Consider the following 18543-nt stretch of genomic DNA (forward strand, 5'->3'; position numbering starts at 1 on the left):
GCCGCACCGAAGGGAGGAATGGGATGTCCGAGACGATGTCGATCGAGCAATATTTGGGGGCGGGCGGGGTGCTCTCCTCGCCCGCCAACGTGACGCCCCGCTATCGCGGCGAGCTGCTGCGGCTGATGGCGAGTTTCGTGGACAGCGAGCTCGCCGGTTCTGCCGGCTTCGCAGATATCATCAACGAAGCTCCTGGCATTCAGGAGCGCATTTCCGCCGCGCGCATCGTTCTGGAAAAGACCGATCATGCCGGCCAGGTCCTGAAGATCATGGAGACCTTCGGTGTCGATGGCGGCCGCTATGCCGTGCATCATCCCTGGGCGGCGCGGCTCTCCCGCGAAGCCGATATCGGCGCCGTCAGACAGGGCGGCGACATGCGGCTTTCCGTTTTCCACTATCCGCTCGAAGGCTGGGTGGATGCGGTCGTCATGAACGTGCTGATGGGCACCGCCAGCGTCGTGCAGGTGAGAGAGCAGACGCATGTCTCCTATCAGCCGCTGGCGGAAACCTTCCGCGCAATTCTGCCGCGCGAAAAGCGGCATGCGGAGCTGGGCGCCGCCGGCCTCGCGCGCATCGTCGCCGACGAAGAGGCACGGGCGAAGGCGCGGACTTCGGTCGCCTACTGGTATCCCCGCGTCGCGGCAAGCTTCGGCCATGCCGGCTCGGCCCGCTTCGAGACACTGTCGCGCTTCGGCCTGCGCCATACGCCCAACGAAACCCTGCTTGCCGAATGGCAGGCCGATGCCGATGCGCAGCTGTCTGCGCTCGGATTGATTTAAGCACCCTGGAAACACGCGTAGCGATTTTCCGTTCGGGATTGCCGAGAAAATGAAGGAAGGAAATACCGATGAACATCATGGCAAGCCAGCCGCGCCGGCTTGAAAGCTATGTCGGAGGCACTTGGGTCGCCGGCGCCAAGGAAGGCGTGCCGCTGCTTGATGCATCGACCGGCGGGCCTGTCGCTTTCATCGATTCCTCGGGCATCGATTTCAAGCAGGCATTGGCGCATGGGCGAGACAAGGGTGGCTCGGCGCTGCGGCGCATGTCGTTCCATGAGCGTGCCGCGATGCTGAAGGCGCTTGGCCAGGCGCTGCTCGAGAGAAAGGAAGAATTCTACGCGCTTTCGACCGCGACGGGCGCCACGCGCGCCGATAGCTGGGTCGATATCGAGGGCGGTATCGGAACCCTGCTGTCCTACGCCTCCAAGGGGCGGCGCGAGCTGCCCAATGCCCGCGTCCTGCTCGATGGCGATGTGGAGCAGCTCTCCAAGGATCAGAGCTTTTCGGCACAGCATATCCTGACCCCGCTGCAGGGCGTCGCCGTTCATATCAACGCTTTCAACTTTCCCTGCTGGGGCATGCTGGAAAAGGTCGCGCCGACCTTGCTGGCCGGCGTCCCGGCCATCGTCAAGCCGGCGAGCCAGACGGCTTATCTGACCGAACTCATGGTTCGCCGCATCATCGAGACCGGCCTTCTGCCGGAAGGCGCGCTGCAGCTGGTTTGCGGCTCGGTGGGCGATCTTCTCGATCATGTCGAGAGCCAGGACGTCGTGACCTTCACCGGTTCCGCCGCAACCGGCCTGCGTTTGAAGACGCACAAGGCCATCGTCGAAAATTCCGTGCGCTTCACCATGGAGGCCGACAGTCTCAACGCAGCCGTCCTCGGCCTCGATGCTGGCCCCGGCACCGAGGAATTCGACCTCTTCGTCAAGGAGGTGGCGCGCGAGATGACCGTCAAGGCCGGTCAGAAATGCACCGCAATCCGCCGCGTAATCGCGCCCCGGGCTTATGGCGACGCGCTGATTGCAGCCTTGAACGACCGTCTCGGCAAGACGGTGGTCGGAAATCCGGCCGACGAGACGGTTCGAATGGGGCCACTCGCAAGCCTCGATCAGCGCGAGGAGGTGCGGGCGCGCATTCGCGATCTTGCGGTTGACGCCGAGATCGTCGGTGGCGATCCCGACAATCCGAGCGTCATGTCGGGCGATGTGGACGCCGGTGCCTTTCTCAATCCCGTACTGCTTTATTGCGACAAGCCGGGTTCCGCGCATGCCGTTCACGATGTCGAGGCTTTTGGCCCGGTCAGCACCGTCATGCCCTATGATACCGCAGAGGAGGCCATCGATCTGGCGCGGCGAGGCAAGGGCAGCCTTGTCGCCTCTGTTTTCACCAACGATCCGCGTTTTGCCGAGGACGTGGTTCTCGGTCTCGCGCCGTTCCACGGTCGCGTCATGATCGGCAACCGCGCCAGCGCCAAGAGCTCGACCGGCCACGGCTCGCCTTTGCCCGGCCTTGTTCACGGCGGTCCCGGCCGCGCCGGCGGCGGCGAGGAACTGGGCGGTATCCGCGGCGTCAAGCATTACATGCAGCGGACCGCCGTGCAGGGCACGCCGCGCCTGCTGTCGGCCGTCACCGGGCGCTGGATGGATGGTGCCGGCGCTCGCACCGACAGCGAGCATCCTTTCCGCAAATCGCTTGCCGAGCTGAAGATCGGCGATCAGCTCGTCACCGCCAAACGCACGGTAACGCTCGACGATATCGAGCATTTTGCGAGCTTCACCGGCGATACCTTCTATGCCCATATGGATGAGGAGGCCGCCAAGGCCAATCCGTTCTTCGACGGCCGTGTGGCGCATGGCTATCTCATCGTTTCTTTCGCCGCCGGCCTGTTCGTCGATCCGGCTCCCGGTCCGGTGCTCGCGAATTACGGCGTCGACAACCTGCGCTTCCTGACACCGGTCAATCCGGGTGATACGCTCCAGGTGCAGTTGACCTGCAAGGAGATCAATCCCCGCACCAATGCCGAGCATGGCGAGGTGCGCTGGGATTGCAAGGTAACGAACCAGCTGGATGCCGTCGTCGCGCAATATGACGTTCTGACGATGGTGGCAAAAACGAGAGAGTGAGCGCATGACAACAATCGAGCAAGACCCGCATCGCCTGGAAATGACCGTGCTGATGACGCCGGATATGGCGAATTTCAGCGGCAAGGTGCATGGCGGAGCCCTTCTGAACCTGCTCGATCGCGTCGCGTTCTCCTGTGCGTCGCGTTATTCCAAGCAATATGCGGTGACGCTGTCGGTCGATCAGGTGCTGTTCAAGGAGTCGATCAATGTCGGCGAGCTGGTGACTTTCCGCGCCTCGATCAACGATACCGGGCGCACCTCCATGGAAGTCGGCATCCGCGTGGAGGCGGAGAACATCCGTTCAGGCCAGCGCCGCCACACCAATTCCTGTTATTTCACCATGGTTGCCGTCGATGAGGCCGGCCGGCCGGTCCGCGTTCCCGAACTGGTGCCGGTAACGCCGGTCGATATCCGCCGGCACAAGGCCGCCCGGCTTCGCCGGACCTTGCGCCGCGAATTTGCCGAGAGGCTGGAATCGGTTGCGGCCACCGGACGCGACGTGGACAGATCGGGAGATGATTAAATGGCGCAGATCTACTCCTATGACGGAGTGATACCGGTCATCGATCCCGCCGCCTTCGTGCATCCTGCGGCAACCGTCATCGGCGACGTCATCGTCGGGCCGGGCTGTTATGTCGGGCCGGGTGCCGTGCTGCGGGGCGATTTCGGGCGCATCGTGCTCGAGCGCGGCTCGAACGTGCAGGAGACCTGCGTCGTTCATAGTTTTCCGAATCTGGAGGTTGTGATCGGCGAAGCGGGCCATATCGGCCATGGCGCGGTGCTGCATGGCTGCAAGATCGGCGCCAATGCCATGGTCGGCATGAATGCCGTCATCATGGACGAAGCTGTCATCGGCGAGAACGCCATCGTGGCCGCCATGGCGTTCGTCAAGGCCGGCGCCGAAATCCCGGCAAACAGCCTTGCGGTCGGCTCGCCGGCGCGCGTGATCCGCGAACTCACGGCGGAAGAGATCGCCTGGAAGCGTCAGGGCACCGCCATCTATCAGCGCCTGGCGCTGGAGGCGAAAGAAAAGCTGATGGCCGTCGAGCCGCTGGCGGCACCCGAGGCGGACCGGCGACGTATCCGCGCGCCGGAATACGATCCGCTTATCCTCGAAAGGATGAAGCTCGGCGACTGACCGGTAGCCTCAACGGACGGCCTTGATTCCCTCAAGGATGAGCGTGGTTGCAATATCGGCATAGTCGTCTCGGGTGATCGGCCCGTCGGGCCGGAACCACATATAGACCCAGTTCATCATGCCGAAGAGCGACATGGTGACCGGCATCAGCAACGGCTTGCTCTTGTTGAGATCCGGGTTGAGGTCTTCGATGATGCCGGAGAAGCGCTTGACGATCCGCCGTTCGATCATCCGCAATTCCGAAAGCTGCTCCTGCGACAGCGCATGCGTGCCGTTGAGCTGGACTTTGTGCTCGTTGTCGGCGCCCTCATAGTTCTTCAGCACGGCTTTCACCAGCAGGCGCAGCCGCTCCTGCGGCGTTACATCGGTGCGGTCCGCCGCTTCGATCGCGCTTTCCAGCTCCGTGAGGTGCGTCTGCACGATATCGAAGATCAGCGCGTCCTTGCCGGGATAGTAGTGATAGAGCAGGGCTTTCGAGACATTGCTGTGCGACGCGATCATCGACATGGATGCTTTCTCCATGCCCACCTCGGCGAATACCGCTGCCGCGCTCGCCAAGATACCACGCTGCTTTTCTTCGAAATCAACTGCGCGCGTGCGTGCCATGTGGTCCTGCTCTGCTCATTCCCCGTCGGTGGCGGCCGCGTAGTGCGGCCGGCATTTCCTATATACCGTCAAATCCTTGCCAGACTATCCCGTCGGATGGCCAATCATTCTTTCGGACGGTTGTCGACCACGCGTTTAGCCTTGCCCTCTGATCGCGCGACGCCGCCCGGCGGATGAACGGTGATTTTCGTCGTCACGCCGACCACGCTCTTGATGTGGTGGGTGAGTTCCTTGGCCGAAACGCTTCGCGCCGTTTCATCCGCCGCCTCCAGCGTGCACTCCACATGGACGGTCATGTTGTCCATGCGGCCGGAGCGCGTCAGCTCGATCTGGAAGTGCGGCGCGAGCCCGCGACATTTCAGGATCTGCTCCTCGATCTGCGTCGGGAAGACGTTGACGCCGCGCAGGATCATCATGTCGTCGGAGCGGCCGGTCACTTTTTCCATGCGGCGCATGGAGCGTGCCGTGCCGGGCAGAAGCCGCGTCAGGTCGCGCGTGCGGTAGCGGATGATCGGCAGGCCTTCCTTGGTCAGGGTGGTGAAGACCAGTTCGCCGATCTCGCCGTCAGGCAGGACCGCGCCGGTGACGGGATCGATGATCTCCGGATAGAAATGGTCTTCCCATATATGCAGCCCGTCTTTGCTCTCGACGCATTCGCTGGCCACGCCCGGGCCCATGACCTCCGACAGGCCGTAAATATCGACGGCGTGCATGTCGAACGAGTGCTCGATTTCCTCGCGCATGGCATTGGTCCATGGCTCGGCCCCGAAGATGCCGACCGCGAGCGAGCTTTCGCGCGGATCGAGGCCCTGGCGGCGGAATTCGTCCAGGATCGACAGCATGTAGGAGGGTGTGACCATGATGATGCGCGGCTTGAAATCCTGCATCAGCGTCACCTGCCGTTCCGTCATGCCGCCCGAGATCGGAACGACCGTGCAGCCGAGCTTCTCCGCGCCATAATGCGCGCCCAGCCCGCCGGTGAACAGGCCGTAGCCATAGGCGACATGCACGATATCGCCGGCGCGTCCGCCGGCGGCACGGATCGAACGGGCAACGACCGTCGCCCAGGTGTCGATGTCCTTGCTCGTATAGCCGACGACCGTCGGCTTGCCGGTCGTGCCCGAGGAGGCATGAATGCGGGCGAGCTTTTCGCGCGGCACGGCGAACATGCCGAACGGATAGGTGTCGCGGAGATCCTTCTTCGTCGTGAAGGGAAATCTGGCAAGATCCGACAGTGTCTTGAGGTCGGAAGGATGTACGCCGGCCTCGTCGAAGCGCTGCCGGTAGAAGGGGGAATTCTCGTAGGCATGGGTGAGCGACCATTTCATGCGCTCGAGCTGCAGACCGGAAATTTCGTCGCGCGAGGCTCTTTCGATGGCCTCAAGCTCGCCGGTGCGGGGTGAAAGGTCTTCCATGAACGTCTCCTCCGAGAATGCGTGGTGCCGGCTTCAATCCTGGTGCGGCAGAAGCGTGCCCTTGACCGTGCGCGAGTGGCCGCGGAATTCCGCGATCTGCTCGCCCTCCTGATTGGTGATTGCGATGTCGTAGATGCCGCCTCGTCCCCGGCGCGATACCTCCCGTGCCGTCGCCTTCAGCCGGTCGCCCTTGAAAGCCGGCGCGATGTAGGTCACCGAACAGTGCTGGGCGACGGTACGCTGGTTGTAGGTATTGCAGGCGAATGCGAAGGCCGAGTCGGCCAGGGTGAAGATGTAGCCGCCATGGCAGGTGCCGTGGCCGTTCGTCATGGCCTCGGTAACGACCATCGACAGGGTCGCCTCGCCGGGGGCGATGGAAACGAGTTCCATGCGGAGATGGCGGGTGGCGTTGTCGTCGTCCCACATGGCTTTTGCGCAGGCTTCGGCAAGCGCCTGCGGGGAAAGGATATCTGCTGTGCTCATTTCCCCTTGAACTCCGGCTTGCGCTTTTCGAGGAAGGCGGTGACGCCCTCTGCGTAGTCGGCGCTGCGGCCGGCCTCGCGCTGCAAGTCCCGTTCGAGATCGAGTTGCTCGTCGAGCGAATTGGTTGCCGCCGCCTGAATGGCGCGCTTTGTCAGGCCGAGGCCTTTGGTCGGGCCGGCGGCGAGCCGCGCGGCGAGGGCCTGCGCCTCGTCCATCAGCTTGTCGTCATCGATCGCGCGCCAGATCAGGCCCCAATTGGCTGCCGTTTCCGCATCCAGAGGCTCGGCCGTCAGCGCCAGCGCCTTGGCGCGGGCCTCGCCGACAAGCCGCGGCAGATTCCAGGTGCCGCCCGAATCCGGCACGAGCCCGATTTTCGCGAAGGCCTGGATGAAGCGTGCCGAACGGGCCGCAAGCGTGATGTCGCAGGCAAATGCGATATTGGCGCCGGCGCCGGCGGCGACACCGTTGACCGCGCAGACGACGGGCTTTTCGAGGTTGCGGATGAGGCGCAGCAGCGGGTTGTAGAAGGTGTCGATCGTATGGCCGAGATCCGGCGTGCCCTTGCGCGGGTCGCGGTCGCCGAGGTCCTGGCCGGCAGAAAAGCCGCGGCCGGCTCCCGTCAAGAGAATGGCCCGTACATCCGCATCCCTGTGCGCACGCTCGAAACCGGCGCGCAGCGCAAGGTGCATTTCCTCGTTGAAGGAATTGAGTTTGTCGGGTCGATTGAGTGTGAGGCGCAAAACGCCATCGGCAAGTGCCGACAGAACAGTATCGGAATCGGACATATTTCCTCCCCGTCGCCCTTCCAATGGCGACCGCAAAAAAACTCTTGCATAAACCGACCGGTCAGTCAATTATAAAAGCAACGATCGGGAGGAACAAAGATGACAGCACTTTTCGAGCGCCATCGTTCAACGCTGCAGGCGGCTCTGGATGCGGCCGCAAAACGCGATTATTGGTCGGCCTATCCCGAAATCCCCAGCGGCAAGATCTATGGCGAAACCGCCAGGGACGACGGGCTTGCCGCGTATGAGGCGAGGCTTGCCAAGCCTTTCGAGATGGCCCGGCATCCGGCGCAGCACTGGGCCGGCGCGGAAGTCTCGCCCTATGGGCCGCCGCTTGGCATCCGCTATCCCGCGGCATCCGCCGAGGCGCTTGTTTCGGCGTCGCAGGCTGCCGCGCGGCAGTGGGCATCGGCATCTATCGAGGCGCGCACCGGCATCTGCTTGGAAATTCTCGCCCGCCTCAATGCCCGCAGCTTTGAAATGGCGAATGCGGTCATGCATACCACGGGGCAGGGCTTTGCCATGGCTTTCCAAGCCGGCGGCCCGCATGCGCAGGATCGCGGCCTCGAAGCCGTCGCCTGCGCCTATGCGGAGATGTCCCGCACGCCGGCCGGAGCCATCTGGACCAAGCCGCAGGGCAAGAGCGAGCCGATCGTGCTGGAAAAGCATTGGCGCATCGTCCCGCGCGGGATTTCGCTCGTGATCGGTTGCAATACCTTTCCCACCTGGAACAGTTATCCGGGCTTGTTCGCCAGCCTCGCCACCGGCAACACCGTCATCGTCAAGCCGCATCCGGCGGCGATCCTGCCGCTTGCCCTGACGGTCGAGATCATCAGGCAGGTGTTGGCCGAGGAAGGCTTCGATGCCAATGCCGCGCTGCTTGCGGCCGACGCGCAAGGCTCGGAAATCACGAAAGAGCTGGTCCGGCATCCGGCCATCGCCATCGTCGATTACACCGGCTCCGGCAGCTTCGGCGACTGGGTGCGCGCCCATGCCGGCAATGCCGATGTCTATACGGAAGAGGCTGGCGTCAATTCGATCGTCATCGGCGCGACCGATAATTTTACCGGCATGTGCGCCAACATCGCCTTTTCGCTGTCGCTCTATAGCGGCCAGATGTGCACCGCGCCGCAGGATATCTTCGTGCCGCGTTCCGGCATCGATACGGATGAAGGCCACAAGAGCTTCGACGAGGTCGCTGCCGGCATTGCCGCGGCCGTCGATGGCCTGTTGTCCGACCCGGCGCGTGCAGCCGGCATCTGCGGCGCAATCGCCAATCCGGCATCGCTTGTCCGCGTGGCCGAGGCCAGGCCGCTTGGCCGCATCGTGCGCGAATCCGCGCCAATCGAAGGTTTGGCCGAGGCGCGCACGGCGACACCTCTCATCCTTGCCGTCGATGCCGCCGACGAGGCCGCCTATGGCGAGGAGCGCTTCGGACCGATTGCCTTCATCGTCGCGGTCGACAATGCGGCTGACGGGGTCAATCGCGCGGCCGCTCTGGCCGAACGAAAGGGCGCGATCACCGCGGCGCTTTACGACACCGACGAGACGAGCATCCTGGCCACGGCGGACCGCTTTGCCGCGGCCGGCGTCAATCTTTCGGTCAATCTGACCGGTGGCATCTATGTGAACCAGAGCGCGGCGTTCAGCGATTTCCACGTTACCGGTGCGAACCCGGCGGGGAATGCCAGCCTGACGGACGCGGCCTTCGTCGCCAGCCGGTTTCGTGTCGTCATGTGGCGTCGCCCCGTTGCGGCATGAGAGGCGCGGAAATTCCGGACGCCGACATTGATCGTGAACGATATCGCCTATCGAGGATTGGGAAATCATGACCGTCACCATTACGCATGAAGGCGCAATCGCCGTCGTCACCATCGACAATCCTCCCGTCAATGCGCTTTCGCAGGCGTTGCGCCAGGGGCTGGTCGAGGCGGTTTCCGCGATCGATGCGGATACGAGCGTAAGCGCGGCCGTTCTTATCTGTGCCGGGCGCACCTTCATTGCCGGGGCCGATGTCAGCGAATTCGGCAAGCCGCCAGTCCCTCCGCACCTTCCCGATGTCGTCGCCGGCATCGAGGGTGCAAGCAAGCCATGGGTGGCGGCGATTCATGGCAGCGCGCTTGGCGGCGGCCTCGAAGTGGCTCTCGGTTGCGCCTATCGTGTCGCTGTCGCGTCGGCAAGCCTTGGCCTGCCGGAGGTGAAGCTCGGCCTCATTCCCGGCGCCGGCGGCACGGTTCGTCTGCCGCGGCTGATCGGTGCCGTGGCTGCCGTCGACCTGGTGACGAGCGGCAGTTCGGTCGATGCAGCAAAGGCGGCGGCGATGGGTCTCGTCGATGCGGTTGTCGAGGGCGACTTGTTGCAGGCTGCCATTGCGTTCGCACGGGAGGCTGCCGATAAGCCGGGACCGCAGCCGATTTCGGAACGCGCCGTCGTCCCTGTCGAGGATGATTTCTGGGAGCGTGCGGAAAAAGTCGTCGCAGCCAAGGCGAGGCGGGAGATTGCTCCCCTTCGCGCGCTCGCTTGCGTCCGCAGGGCAACCGAGGCGGATTTTTCGACCGCAATGGCCTTCGAGCGGGAGACGTTTCTGGACCTGCGCGGCTCCGCGCAGGCGGCCGCCTTGCGTCATGTCTTCTTCGCCGAGCGGGCTGCACCTCGGCCGCCGGAGCTTGCCGGCGTGGCGCCGCGCGCTGTTCGGTCCGCCGCCGTCGTCGGGGGCGGCACGATGGGGGCGGGCATTGCCGCGGCCTTGCGGGATGCCGGCCTGCCGGTGGTTCTCGTCGAACGCGATGAAGCCGCCGTCGAGCGGGGTCTTGCCAATATCAGCCAGATCTTCGATGCCTCCGTAAAGCGGGGGCGTATTTCCCCCGATGTCGCGGCCGAGCGGTTGGCCGGCGTCGTCGGCACCGACGATTATGGCTTGCTCGCCGATACCGATCTCGTCATCGAGGCGGTCTTCGAGGATCTCGCCGTCAAGCGCGCCGTCTTCGCCAAGCTGTCGGAGGTCTGCCGTGCGGATGCGGTGCTGGCCACCAATACATCCTATCTCGACCCCGACGAGATCGGTGAGGGTCTTGCGCGGCCCGAACGCTTCCTGGGCCTGCATTTCTTCAGCCCCGCTCATGTGATGAAGCTTCTGGAAATCGTGCCGGCGCGGGCGACGGCGCCGGATGTGCTGGCGGCGGGCTTTGCGCTTGCCCGCCTGCTCGGAAAAATTCCCGTTCGGGCCGGCATTTGCGATGGCTTCATCGGCAACCGCATTCTCAAGGTTGCGCGGGCGCAGGCGGAGCGGTTGTTGCTTTCCGGCGCGACGCCTGCCGCCGTCGATGCTGCCATGCGCGCTTTCGGCTTGCCGATGGGCCCTTTCGAAGCGCAGGATCTCGGCGGCCTCGATATCGCCGCCTTCCAGCGCAAGGCGGCGCGCGAGCGCGGCGAGACGCCGTTTGCGCCCGTTGCCGACCGGCTTTGCGCTGTCGGGCGTTTCGGACAGAAAGCAAATGCCGGTTGGTATGACTATCGGCCCGGCGAACGCACGCCGCAGCCGTCCGATGTCGTGGCCGCCATTATCGCCGAAGAGGCCGCCGGCCGGCCGCAGAAGACCTGGGACGACGCAGCGATCGCCGATGCCATCGTCCTGCCGATGGTGAACGAGGCGGCGCTGATCCTCGATGAGGGCATTGCCGTTCGCGCCGCCGATATCGATCTCGTCAAGATCCATGGCTACGGCTTCCCGCGCTGGCGCGGCGGCCCGATGCATTATGCGCAAGCCCGCGGCCTTGCCGAAGTCGTTGCCGTACTGGACCGGCTTTCCGCGTCGGGTCTTGCCGAACCGCCATGCGCGGCCCTGCGCCGCGCGGCGGAAGATAACGGCTTCACGCCGCCCGGCGGGCCATAATTCCGCCCGGACTCTGCTCCGTGCCCCTCGATTTTAAAGGTTGTCGCAGGCGGCGCAATCTGGCGGAATCGATATATTGAAGCCCGGCTCCAAGGTGATTTGTTAATCGCAGAACCTTGGAGAGTCCGATGCTGCAGATATTGACGCGACGAGACCGCGAGACCGCGTCCTCGTATTTTACCCAGATGTTTCGCGCGCGCGCGCTCGTTTTCCGGGATCGCATGGGATGGGACGTCACCGTCGAAGGCGGGTTGGAAATAGACCGCTTCGATGACGAGCACGACCCCATCTATCTGGCGGTGAAGGAAGAAGGCGACATGCTCACCGGCTCGCTGCGCCTGTTGCCGACGACGAGCGAGACGATGCTCTCAAGCGAGTTCCAGCACTTTTTCAATGAGGATCTCGATATTTGCAGCCCCTCTATCTGGGAATGCACGCGATTTTGCGTTCATCCCCTGGGCGAAGCAGGGCATGCCTCGTCACAAACTGCTGCCGTCGAACTGCTCTCCGGCCTTTGCCGCCTGAGCCTGAAATCGGGCATCGAGCATATCATGGGCGTCTATGACGTATCGATGATCGGAGTTTATAGAAGGATCGGCTGGTCGCCGGCGCCGCTTGCACGCTCGCGCCCGGAGATCGGCAATCTGTATGTCGGCCTTTGGGAGGTGAGCGAGGAAACCGATCGTCGTCTGGAGCAGCGGCTGAAGGCAATGCGCAAGGACGACAGAAGCCCTTCCTTGCAGTTCGCGTCTTCATCGTCCGCCAATATTCAGTTCAGCTTTTGATAAGCTCGAGCGAGATCGCCTTGGCGATGGCCTGGTTCGTGGTGCTGACATGAAGCTTGCGGCGGCTTGAGCTGAGATAGAGGCGCACCGCGCTTTCGGAAATACCGAGCCTGGATGTGATCTGCTTCGGAAGCATGCCCTGCGCCAGCAGCTCGAGGCACTGGGTTTCCCGATTCGAGAGCCTGCGGCCGGTGCCTTGTTCCCGCAGGCCGGATACGATCATCGACTGCTCATGCAGATAATAGGCGATCACCTGCAGGTCGCCTATGATGCTGTTTCGCAGCCGTTCCCAGTCGCCGCCCTTCAGATTGGACGTGACGGTAAACAGCGATCGCTCTCCATGCGGACCCCGAACGACCAGCGTCAGGCCATAGCGGCCGACATCGAAGCTTTCAGCCTCGCGGAAGAAGGAGGCGCTTTGCGGCGACTTCAAGTCGAGAGACGACCAGTCGTACGGCAGGAAGCCACTTCGCCCCGCCTGGACGACGGGATCTATCGAGAAGTAATCGTGAGCAATATATGTCTCCACCCATTCCGACGGATAGGTCAGCAGGATAAGAGGATTCTGCTGTGAAACCGCCGCGATCTGCGTCACATGAAAGACCGCATTGGCAAGACCGTACAGAGAGCAGAACTTGAACAGAAACCGACGCAGCTCGTCGGCCGTATTTGCCTGGGCGATTTCAGCCAAACAATGAGATTGACGCGATCCGGTCAACATAGACGCACCATGGAAGCTGAGGTGAAGGCGACGCTGGAGCCAGGAGCGGCACGATGACAGCTCATTTCCGTTGCCGAATGCTGCTCGGGAAGCTTCCGGCTACACATGCAGCTCTCTGGAAGCCAATCATTCGAACTCATGTTCGGCTTTCTAAAATTGTCGAAAATACAGTCGCTGCCAATCATGTCTGGGTTGTGTCGACGGGTTTCTGGGTACACGCGGAAGGTCAAGCTCGTCGGTCTATCCTCTCACTATATCCGCCCTCAGTGCATCATCGCAACTATCAAGCGATCGAATAAGGCGGCAATTGACAACCGGGGGTGTCGTTCGGAACTTTTCTCGGCATCGCCCTCGCAACGCAGTCCATCGCGGGGGCGTAGCGAGCGTATTTCCGATCACGCTGGCTTCGGTCGTGTGTCGAAATAGCCTCATACGGCCTGCGCGTTGCATCGGCCGATCCGGTACATCAAGTGATTCGAAATATCCTCGAACCATGCAGCCTGCCGCCCTAGTCGCGGCTGCACGACCGGGCCGGATTGGAGGACGGCGCCAGCGATATCCGGTGTGTTCAGCTATTCTCTTTACAAATGACCGACGGTCAGTCATAAAATCGCACACTGTCGTTACCGCCCTCGGGAGATATTCGCGTGACCATCCATATTCATGAGCTGGAAGGCGTGGGGTGCGGGGGCATCTGTCTTCATCTCGCTGCATAGAAAGAGAAATCCCATCATGATCCGTCACGATCTTACCCAATGGCCGCTGGTGCTTTCCGTCGCTCGCGGCGGGGCTTCGCCCGAAGAGCATCTGGCTTTCCTTTCCGACTGGACATCGTGGCTGGATCGCGATGAGCCTTTTGCGACCCTGCGGGTTTTCGCCGATGTCGATGCGCTCAAGCGCCCCGAGGGAAGTGCAAAGGAGGCGAAAGCCTGGCTTCAATCCAATGCCGCGCGCATCAAGCGGCTTGTGATCGGCATGGCGACCGTCGTGCCGACGCAGGCCCTGGAGGAGATGAGCCGGATGAATGCCGAAAAGCTGTTCGGGGTTCCCGCGCAAATGTTCGATGACGTGAACGAGGCGACGATGTGGCTTGCTTCCCTTTCCGCGAAGCAGGGGAGGTCGCTGAATATGGCGCCTGTGCTGCGAAGCCTGGCGGCTTTGAGCGGTGCGCCGTGATGGTACTCGAACCGCTGCTGCCGGAATACGACGAGACGCACTGGCCGCTTGCCATTCTGGTCGCGGAGGCCGGGCTGGATGCGGATGGCGTGAGATCGGGCCTCGATTCGATCGAGCATTGGCTTACGCGCGAAAAGCCGTTCGCACTTTTGCTGATCGCGGCCTGCGGACCCGCCTTTCAAGGCGATATCGCCGGGTTCGCCATGGTGGCGCGACGGATAGAGGCTGCCCGGGATGCTCTTCACCGGTTCCTTCTCGGTGTCGCCGTCGTCGTTCCGACGGCGACGGCGGGCATCACGAGGCAAAGTCTCGCTCGTCTTTCGCTGGATATGCCGCTACAAATCTTCGACAAGGGCCCGCGCGCGGCGGATTGGTTGTGCAGATGCATTCTTGCGCCGGCGGGCCTTGTCATCGACAACCTATGAACAAGGAAAGACCGTGACCATTGCAGACCGCCCGCGCCCGCGCACCAAGCCGCGGGAAATCCGCCGCGAGGAGTTGATGGATGCCGCGCAGCGTCTGTTTCTGGAGAAAGGCTTCGCTGCGACCAGCGTTGCGGAGATCGTCGATGCCGCCGATGTCGCCAAGGGCACCTTCTATCTGTACTTTCAGACCAAGGACGATGTGCTCGCGGCTCTGCAGGGCCGTTTCGTCGAGCGGTTCTGCGAAAGAATCGAGGCAGCCGTCAGGGCCGCGGCTTCCGACAGCTGGATGCAACGGCTCGACGTGTGGATGGAAGCCTGCGTCCTTGCCTATCTCGACGAGGTCGCGCTCCACGATCTGGTATTTCATCAGTTTCAACCCACGAAGCGGGATATGAAACGCGCCAATCCCGTCGTCAGCCGTCTTTCATCCTTTATCGTCGAAGGGCAGGCCGCCGGCGCATTTTCGTTCACCGATGCCCGGCTCACGGCCGTCATGCTGTTCAATGCCATGCATAGCGCCGTGGATGACAGCCTGATCGACGGGTCTCTGGTCGACCGGCAGAAACTGGTTCATGCCGTTACCGATTTCTGTCGGCGATCCATAAGCGTCTAGGCTGACGCAGCAGGGCGCTTCATTGCCGGAAAACGCCCAAGCGCTCCTGAGAAGCCGGCTACCAAAGCCGCTTGCAGGTGGTGAGCAGCCTGCTGAGAAGAGTCACGGTTTCATCAAAAAACCCAGCGTTTTCAAGCTTACGTTTATTATTACACCGTCAAAATGGCACGATTGCCTAGTCACATGCGACACGCACTCAAAGTTTATGGCCTTGTTGAATGCAAAAAAAGCCCCGACAAACGAATGCCGGGGCCTAGATTTCTGATGTTCTTTAAATTCAGGCGAGATTGGAGAAACTTCTCAGCGTCACATCGCCTGTAAAACGTCAACGTTCGTCTGCCCTTAAGCTCCCAGACCGGTAAAATGCTAGCCTGATCGAGGGCGTTCTTCACATCAATCGTGCGGCCTCGACCCTTCGCAAGCGAGGCCAGTGAGACATGTTCCTGCTGAAATAATTCAAAAGAGTCTCTTGTGACGACATCAAATTCACGCTGACTTGTAGGACTACGTTCTCGTGCCTGGACGAAGAACTTTGAATAGAAGAACTGTGAACCCTCGGGGTGATGAAGCCGAAATCTATCGTTGAATTCTTGTTGCTTGATACCGTTCGCTCGGCTGAACTCCTCACGGACTTCGACCGGATCAAGTAGCAGGCGCATCAATCCGGTCCGATCTTTCCGAGAAGTCAGGGATCGGATTGTCAGGTGGCCTGCCAGGAGTGCTGTAATTAGGTTCGCCACCGATCGTGCTGCCAGGCGAGAAGCATCGACAAGCGAAACAAGGCCCGTTTCGTCATCGCTTTCGACCAAGTTGGAAACGAGAGCTTGGAGCGTGGCGTCGGTCGCAGTTCGCGAAAATTTTGCCTTCGTTGCCTTTACTGCTCCATAGAGCGGTTTGATGACACCCTCCCTTATGAGCCGCCTGACGGTGGTCTCTGCAACGCCTAGCGCTTCTTTGACGTGACACCATCATCGAGAGCGGAAGTAAGTTTTACCACCTCATCTGCTGGGATCAAGATGTCCTTGTCTTCGAGAACTATCTTTGAAGTGTCTACGATTCCTTGTTCAATCAGGATCTGTCGCATAAGCCGGGTGTCGATGTTGAGTTCACGTTTGGCAGTCTTGCTTCTCTTCGTTGACCAGACAGCGAGACATCAAGGTTCCCGTCCACGGCGACCGATTTTTCAACAAACATGTTGCTGTCGTCGGCGCGTCCGGCTCAGGTAAATCGTCGAGTGTGTCGTCGGTCCTTCAGCGGGCTGTATCGGCGAAGACCGGTGAGTATCAAGGGCTCAATAACTCCCACATCTTAATATTTGACCTCCATTCCGAATATGCCTCAGCGTTCCCGAAAGCGGACGTCATCACCGTTGATGAACTTGTTCTGTCCTACTGGCTCCTGAATGAGTACTAGATGGAGGACATGTTCCTAGAATCAGGCGACAACAATAATTACAATCAGGAATCACTGCTGCGTTCTGTCGTCACCATTGCAAAGAAGATCGCAAATCCGGATGTCGAGAAAGTCAATTTCGACAGTCCACTTCGGTACGACATACAGCATGTCGCGAATGCGTTTCGTAATCTTATTCGCGAAACCAAAGATGCTGAAAACTCCCTGCATGTTAAGTTTAAAGACACGACCACGAAGACCTTCGATGACGTCGAAAGTCAGCTGGAGCACTACTGCAAGGCTTTGCACGAGTTCGCTGCGCCGGAACGCGGCAAGATCAATAAAGGCCCTTATGCCGACGGTAGCATCGATAAATTTGAACGTCGGATAAGATCGAAAATATCCAATTCGCGGTTCGATTTCATTTTTGCGTTTGCCAATTCTGAGGCTGGGGGCCAGATTCTCGTTGGCGTCGTGGAGGACGCGGTAGACGGAGTTCATACTCTAGCTGCGTCTTACCTTTCTATGCTGTTCGACGGCATATCAATATCAAGTGCAGGCTCTGTGACGAGCGTGAGTAAATACGCGTCGTCAGGCAACAAAACTTATCTTTCCATTTCCCGATTTGAGGCCCTGATATCGGCGTATTATACCAAAATCCGGCGTTATATATGGTAGCAGCGGTCCAATTATCTGCTTATTATGTCTAAATATATACAGAACTATTGACATATGCATACATAACTCGATAAACCTCTCTGGCTGTCATGTGGAGGACAGCTGTCAAAGCGCGGTTGGGATCGCGGGAGGAAAATCATGACATTCAAGCTGTTCGCAGCAACGGCAATCGCTTTGCCGCTTGTATTGGCGTCACAACGGTCGCATGCCGAAGACAAGATCGAGTTGACGTTCATGAGTTGGGAAGCCAGCCCACTGGAATCTGCCAGCATCAGGACGGGTCTGGAAGACTTCAAGAAGGCCCATCCAAATGTCGACGTCAAATACGTGACAGCCCCGTTTGCGCAGCACCATGCGAAGCTGCGCACGATGATGGCCGCAGGCACCGCGCCGGATGTCTTCTATCTGAACCCGGATTACCAGCGCGACTTCATCAACAACGGCCAGCTTCTCGATCTGAGTGACCAGTTCTCGCAATACTGGGACATGAAGGACTTCATCGCCAGCTCGCAGAAGAAGATGCAGGTCACTGTCGACGGTAAGACGCATATCTACGGCGTCGACGTCTGCACGGTCGGCCCCGTTCTCTACTACAACAAGAAGCTCTTCGACGAAGCTGGCGTTCCATATCCGCCGACGAAGCCCGACGAACAGTGGACCTGGGATCAGTTCGTCACGAACATGAAGAAGCTGACGAAGGTCGAAAACGGCAAGACAATCCAGTACGGCACGGCAAACTTCGAAGAGGGCATGAACCTCTATACGACGCAGGAAATGGTCGCCTCGAACGGCGCGAAATGGTTCAACGACGACTTCACCAAGGCCGTCGGTATGGATTCGCCCGAAACCAAGGACGCGCTGGAAAAGATCAAGGCGCTACGCACATCCGGCATTGCTCCTGATCCCTCGTCAATTGGCCTCGACACCACCAATTCGCCGACTCAGCTCCTTCTTACCGGTCGCGTCGCGACGCTCTTCATGGGCTCTTGGGGTCTGCAGGAGCTGGCCGCATCGAAGCTCGAACTCGGTGCCGGTTTGCCGCCGAAGATGAACGGTACATTCACGCCGATGAGTTCGTGCAACATCGATTCCGTCTGGTCCGGCACCAAGCACCCGAAAGAAGCTGTTGAGCTGGTCAGCTTCCTGACCTCGATGAAGTTCGCAACGCCGATCTACAAGAGTGGCCTCTGGATGCCGAACCGCCTTTCCATGTACGAGCCCGACAAGCTGAAGGAATGGTATGACCCGAAGGTCTATCCCAAGGGGTGGATCGACATGAAAACGCTTTGGACGACGAGTGGTCTGCGCTGGTTCGACCAAATCACACATGCCGACGAAGTCTATAACATCATGTCGGACGAGCTTCAGTCCTACTTCTATTCCAATCGCCCGCTCGATCAGGTCCTCCCGGAGATGCAGCAGCGCGTCAATGACGCCATGCAGCAGGAATGAGCGGTCCGATGGGCAGCGGCGAACGCCGCCGCCCATCTCTCTCCAGATCAGAAGAGATTGCCATGGGTATCGAAGCC

The 18543-nt window shown here is 60.8% G+C and carries 19 protein-coding genes; 13 read left to right on the plus strand and 6 right to left on the minus strand.

What is annotated here, in order from left to right; all coding sequences use genetic code 11:
- Positions 1-23 precede the first annotated feature (23 nt).
- From ACJJVH_RS21105 to ACJJVH_RS21120, 4 genes are all read left to right on the plus strand, one after another.
- Positions 24-779 (plus strand): Phenylacetic acid catabolic protein, encoded by a 756-nt coding sequence (locus tag ACJJVH_RS21105; RefSeq protein WP_412066046.1) that lies wholly within the window; start codon positions 24-26, stop codon positions 777-779.
- A gap of 68 nt (positions 780-847) precedes the next feature.
- Positions 848-2905, plus strand: a complete 2058-nt coding sequence (gene paaZ, locus ACJJVH_RS21110; RefSeq protein WP_412066047.1) for a phenylacetic acid degradation bifunctional protein PaaZ — start codon at positions 848-850, stop codon at positions 2903-2905.
- 4 nt (positions 2906-2909) lie between these two features.
- A complete protein-coding gene (locus ACJJVH_RS21115) occupies positions 2910-3428 on the plus strand; it encodes an acyl-CoA thioesterase (RefSeq protein ID WP_113357066.1) in 519 nt (172 codons plus the stop codon).
- Entirely contained in the window at positions 3429-4043 is a 615-nt protein-coding gene (locus ACJJVH_RS21120) for a transferase hexapeptide repeat family protein (protein WP_113451621.1), read from the plus strand. It begins immediately after the preceding gene.
- Between the two features lie 9 nt (positions 4044-4052).
- Here ACJJVH_RS21120 and ACJJVH_RS21125 read toward each other — a convergent pair whose 3' ends face one another.
- The 4 genes from ACJJVH_RS21125 to paaG all read right to left on the minus strand — a co-directional run bounded on the left by ACJJVH_RS21125 (position 4053) and on the right by paaG (position 7332).
- On the minus strand, positions 4053-4649 hold the full coding sequence (locus tag ACJJVH_RS21125; RefSeq protein ID WP_113370152.1) for a TetR/AcrR family transcriptional regulator: 597 nt from the start codon (positions 4647-4649) through the stop codon (positions 4053-4055).
- A 104-nt stretch (positions 4650-4753) separates the two neighbouring features.
- Positions 4754-6064 carry a phenylacetate--CoA ligase PaaK gene (gene paaK / locus ACJJVH_RS21130; RefSeq protein WP_113434164.1) on the minus strand — a complete coding sequence of 437 codons (1311 nt, stop codon included), beginning with the start codon at positions 6062-6064 and terminating at the stop codon, positions 4754-4756.
- A 33-nt stretch (positions 6065-6097) separates the two neighbouring features.
- A complete protein-coding gene (gene paaI / locus ACJJVH_RS21135; protein WP_412066048.1) occupies positions 6098-6547 on the minus strand; it encodes a hydroxyphenylacetyl-CoA thioesterase PaaI in 450 nt (149 codons plus the stop codon).
- Entirely contained in the window at positions 6544-7332 is a 789-nt protein-coding gene (paaG, locus tag ACJJVH_RS21140) for a 2-(1,2-epoxy-1,2-dihydrophenyl)acetyl-CoA isomerase PaaG (protein ID WP_113357061.1), read from the minus strand. Before paaG ends, paaI begins: the two co-directional genes overlap by 4 nt.
- A gap of 99 nt (positions 7333-7431) precedes the next feature.
- Here paaG and paaN point away from each other — a divergent pair, with 99 nt between their 5' ends.
- From paaN to ACJJVH_RS21155, 3 genes are all read left to right on the plus strand, one after another.
- Positions 7432-9093 (plus strand): phenylacetic acid degradation protein PaaN, encoded by a 1662-nt coding sequence (gene paaN / locus ACJJVH_RS21145; protein WP_412066049.1) that lies wholly within the window; start codon positions 7432-7434, stop codon positions 9091-9093.
- Between the two features lie 67 nt (positions 9094-9160).
- Complete coding sequence (locus ACJJVH_RS21150) at positions 9161-11224, plus strand: 3-hydroxyacyl-CoA dehydrogenase NAD-binding domain-containing protein (protein ID WP_412066050.1); 2064 nt, start codon at positions 9161-9163, stop codon at positions 11222-11224.
- Between the two features lie 128 nt (positions 11225-11352).
- Positions 11353-12009 carry an acyl-homoserine-lactone synthase gene (locus ACJJVH_RS21155; RefSeq protein ID WP_412066051.1) on the plus strand — a complete coding sequence of 219 codons (657 nt, stop codon included), beginning with the start codon at positions 11353-11355 and terminating at the stop codon, positions 12007-12009.
- On the opposite strand, the gene ACJJVH_RS21160 is transcribed toward ACJJVH_RS21155, so the two are convergent.
- On the minus strand, positions 11999-12700 hold the full coding sequence (locus ACJJVH_RS21160) for a helix-turn-helix transcriptional regulator (RefSeq protein ID WP_412066052.1): 702 nt from the start codon (positions 12698-12700) through the stop codon (positions 11999-12001). The two genes, ACJJVH_RS21155 and ACJJVH_RS21160, sit on opposite strands and share 11 nt — an antisense overlap.
- 762 nt (positions 12701-13462) lie before the next feature.
- Between ACJJVH_RS21160 and ACJJVH_RS21165 the strand changes: the two genes are divergently transcribed.
- Genes ACJJVH_RS21165 through ACJJVH_RS21175 form a run of 3 tightly spaced genes read left to right on the plus strand, consistent with a single transcriptional unit; the run spans position 13463 to position 14944 of the window.
- Positions 13463-13906 (plus strand): hypothetical protein, encoded by a 444-nt coding sequence (locus ACJJVH_RS21165; RefSeq protein ID WP_162760912.1) that lies wholly within the window; start codon positions 13463-13465, stop codon positions 13904-13906.
- Entirely contained in the window at positions 13906-14331 is a 426-nt protein-coding gene (locus ACJJVH_RS21170; protein ID WP_113434159.1) for a hypothetical protein, read from the plus strand. Before ACJJVH_RS21165 ends, ACJJVH_RS21170 begins: the two co-directional genes overlap by 1 nt.
- A 13-nt stretch (positions 14332-14344) precedes the next feature.
- Positions 14345-14944 carry a TetR/AcrR family transcriptional regulator gene (locus ACJJVH_RS21175; RefSeq protein ID WP_412066053.1) on the plus strand — a complete coding sequence of 200 codons (600 nt, stop codon included), beginning with the start codon at positions 14345-14347 and terminating at the stop codon, positions 14942-14944.
- 203 nt (positions 14945-15147) lie between these two features.
- Here the strand turns inward: ACJJVH_RS21175 and ACJJVH_RS21180 are convergent, their stop codons facing one another.
- Entirely contained in the window at positions 15148-15603 is a 456-nt protein-coding gene (locus tag ACJJVH_RS21180) for a hypothetical protein (RefSeq protein WP_412066054.1), read from the minus strand.
- A gap of 475 nt (positions 15604-16078) precedes the next feature.
- Between ACJJVH_RS21180 and ACJJVH_RS21185 the strand changes: the two genes are divergently transcribed.
- From ACJJVH_RS21185 to ACJJVH_RS21195, 3 genes are all read left to right on the plus strand, one after another.
- Complete coding sequence (locus tag ACJJVH_RS21185; RefSeq protein ID WP_412066055.1) at positions 16079-16357, plus strand: helicase HerA domain-containing protein; 279 nt, start codon at positions 16079-16081, stop codon at positions 16355-16357.
- A complete protein-coding gene (locus tag ACJJVH_RS21190; protein WP_412066056.1) occupies positions 16358-17014 on the plus strand; it encodes a hypothetical protein in 657 nt (218 codons plus the stop codon). It begins immediately after the preceding gene.
- 138 nt (positions 17015-17152) lie between these two features.
- Entirely contained in the window at positions 17153-18466 is a 1314-nt protein-coding gene (locus ACJJVH_RS21195; protein WP_113370143.1) for an ABC transporter substrate-binding protein, read from the plus strand.
- The last annotated feature ends 77 nt before the right edge of the window (positions 18467-18543 follow it).

Source organism: Rhizobium sp. SYY.PMSO (assembly GCF_046840415.1).
In the GTDB taxonomy this organism is placed as follows: domain Bacteria; phylum Pseudomonadota; class Alphaproteobacteria; order Rhizobiales; family Rhizobiaceae; genus Rhizobium.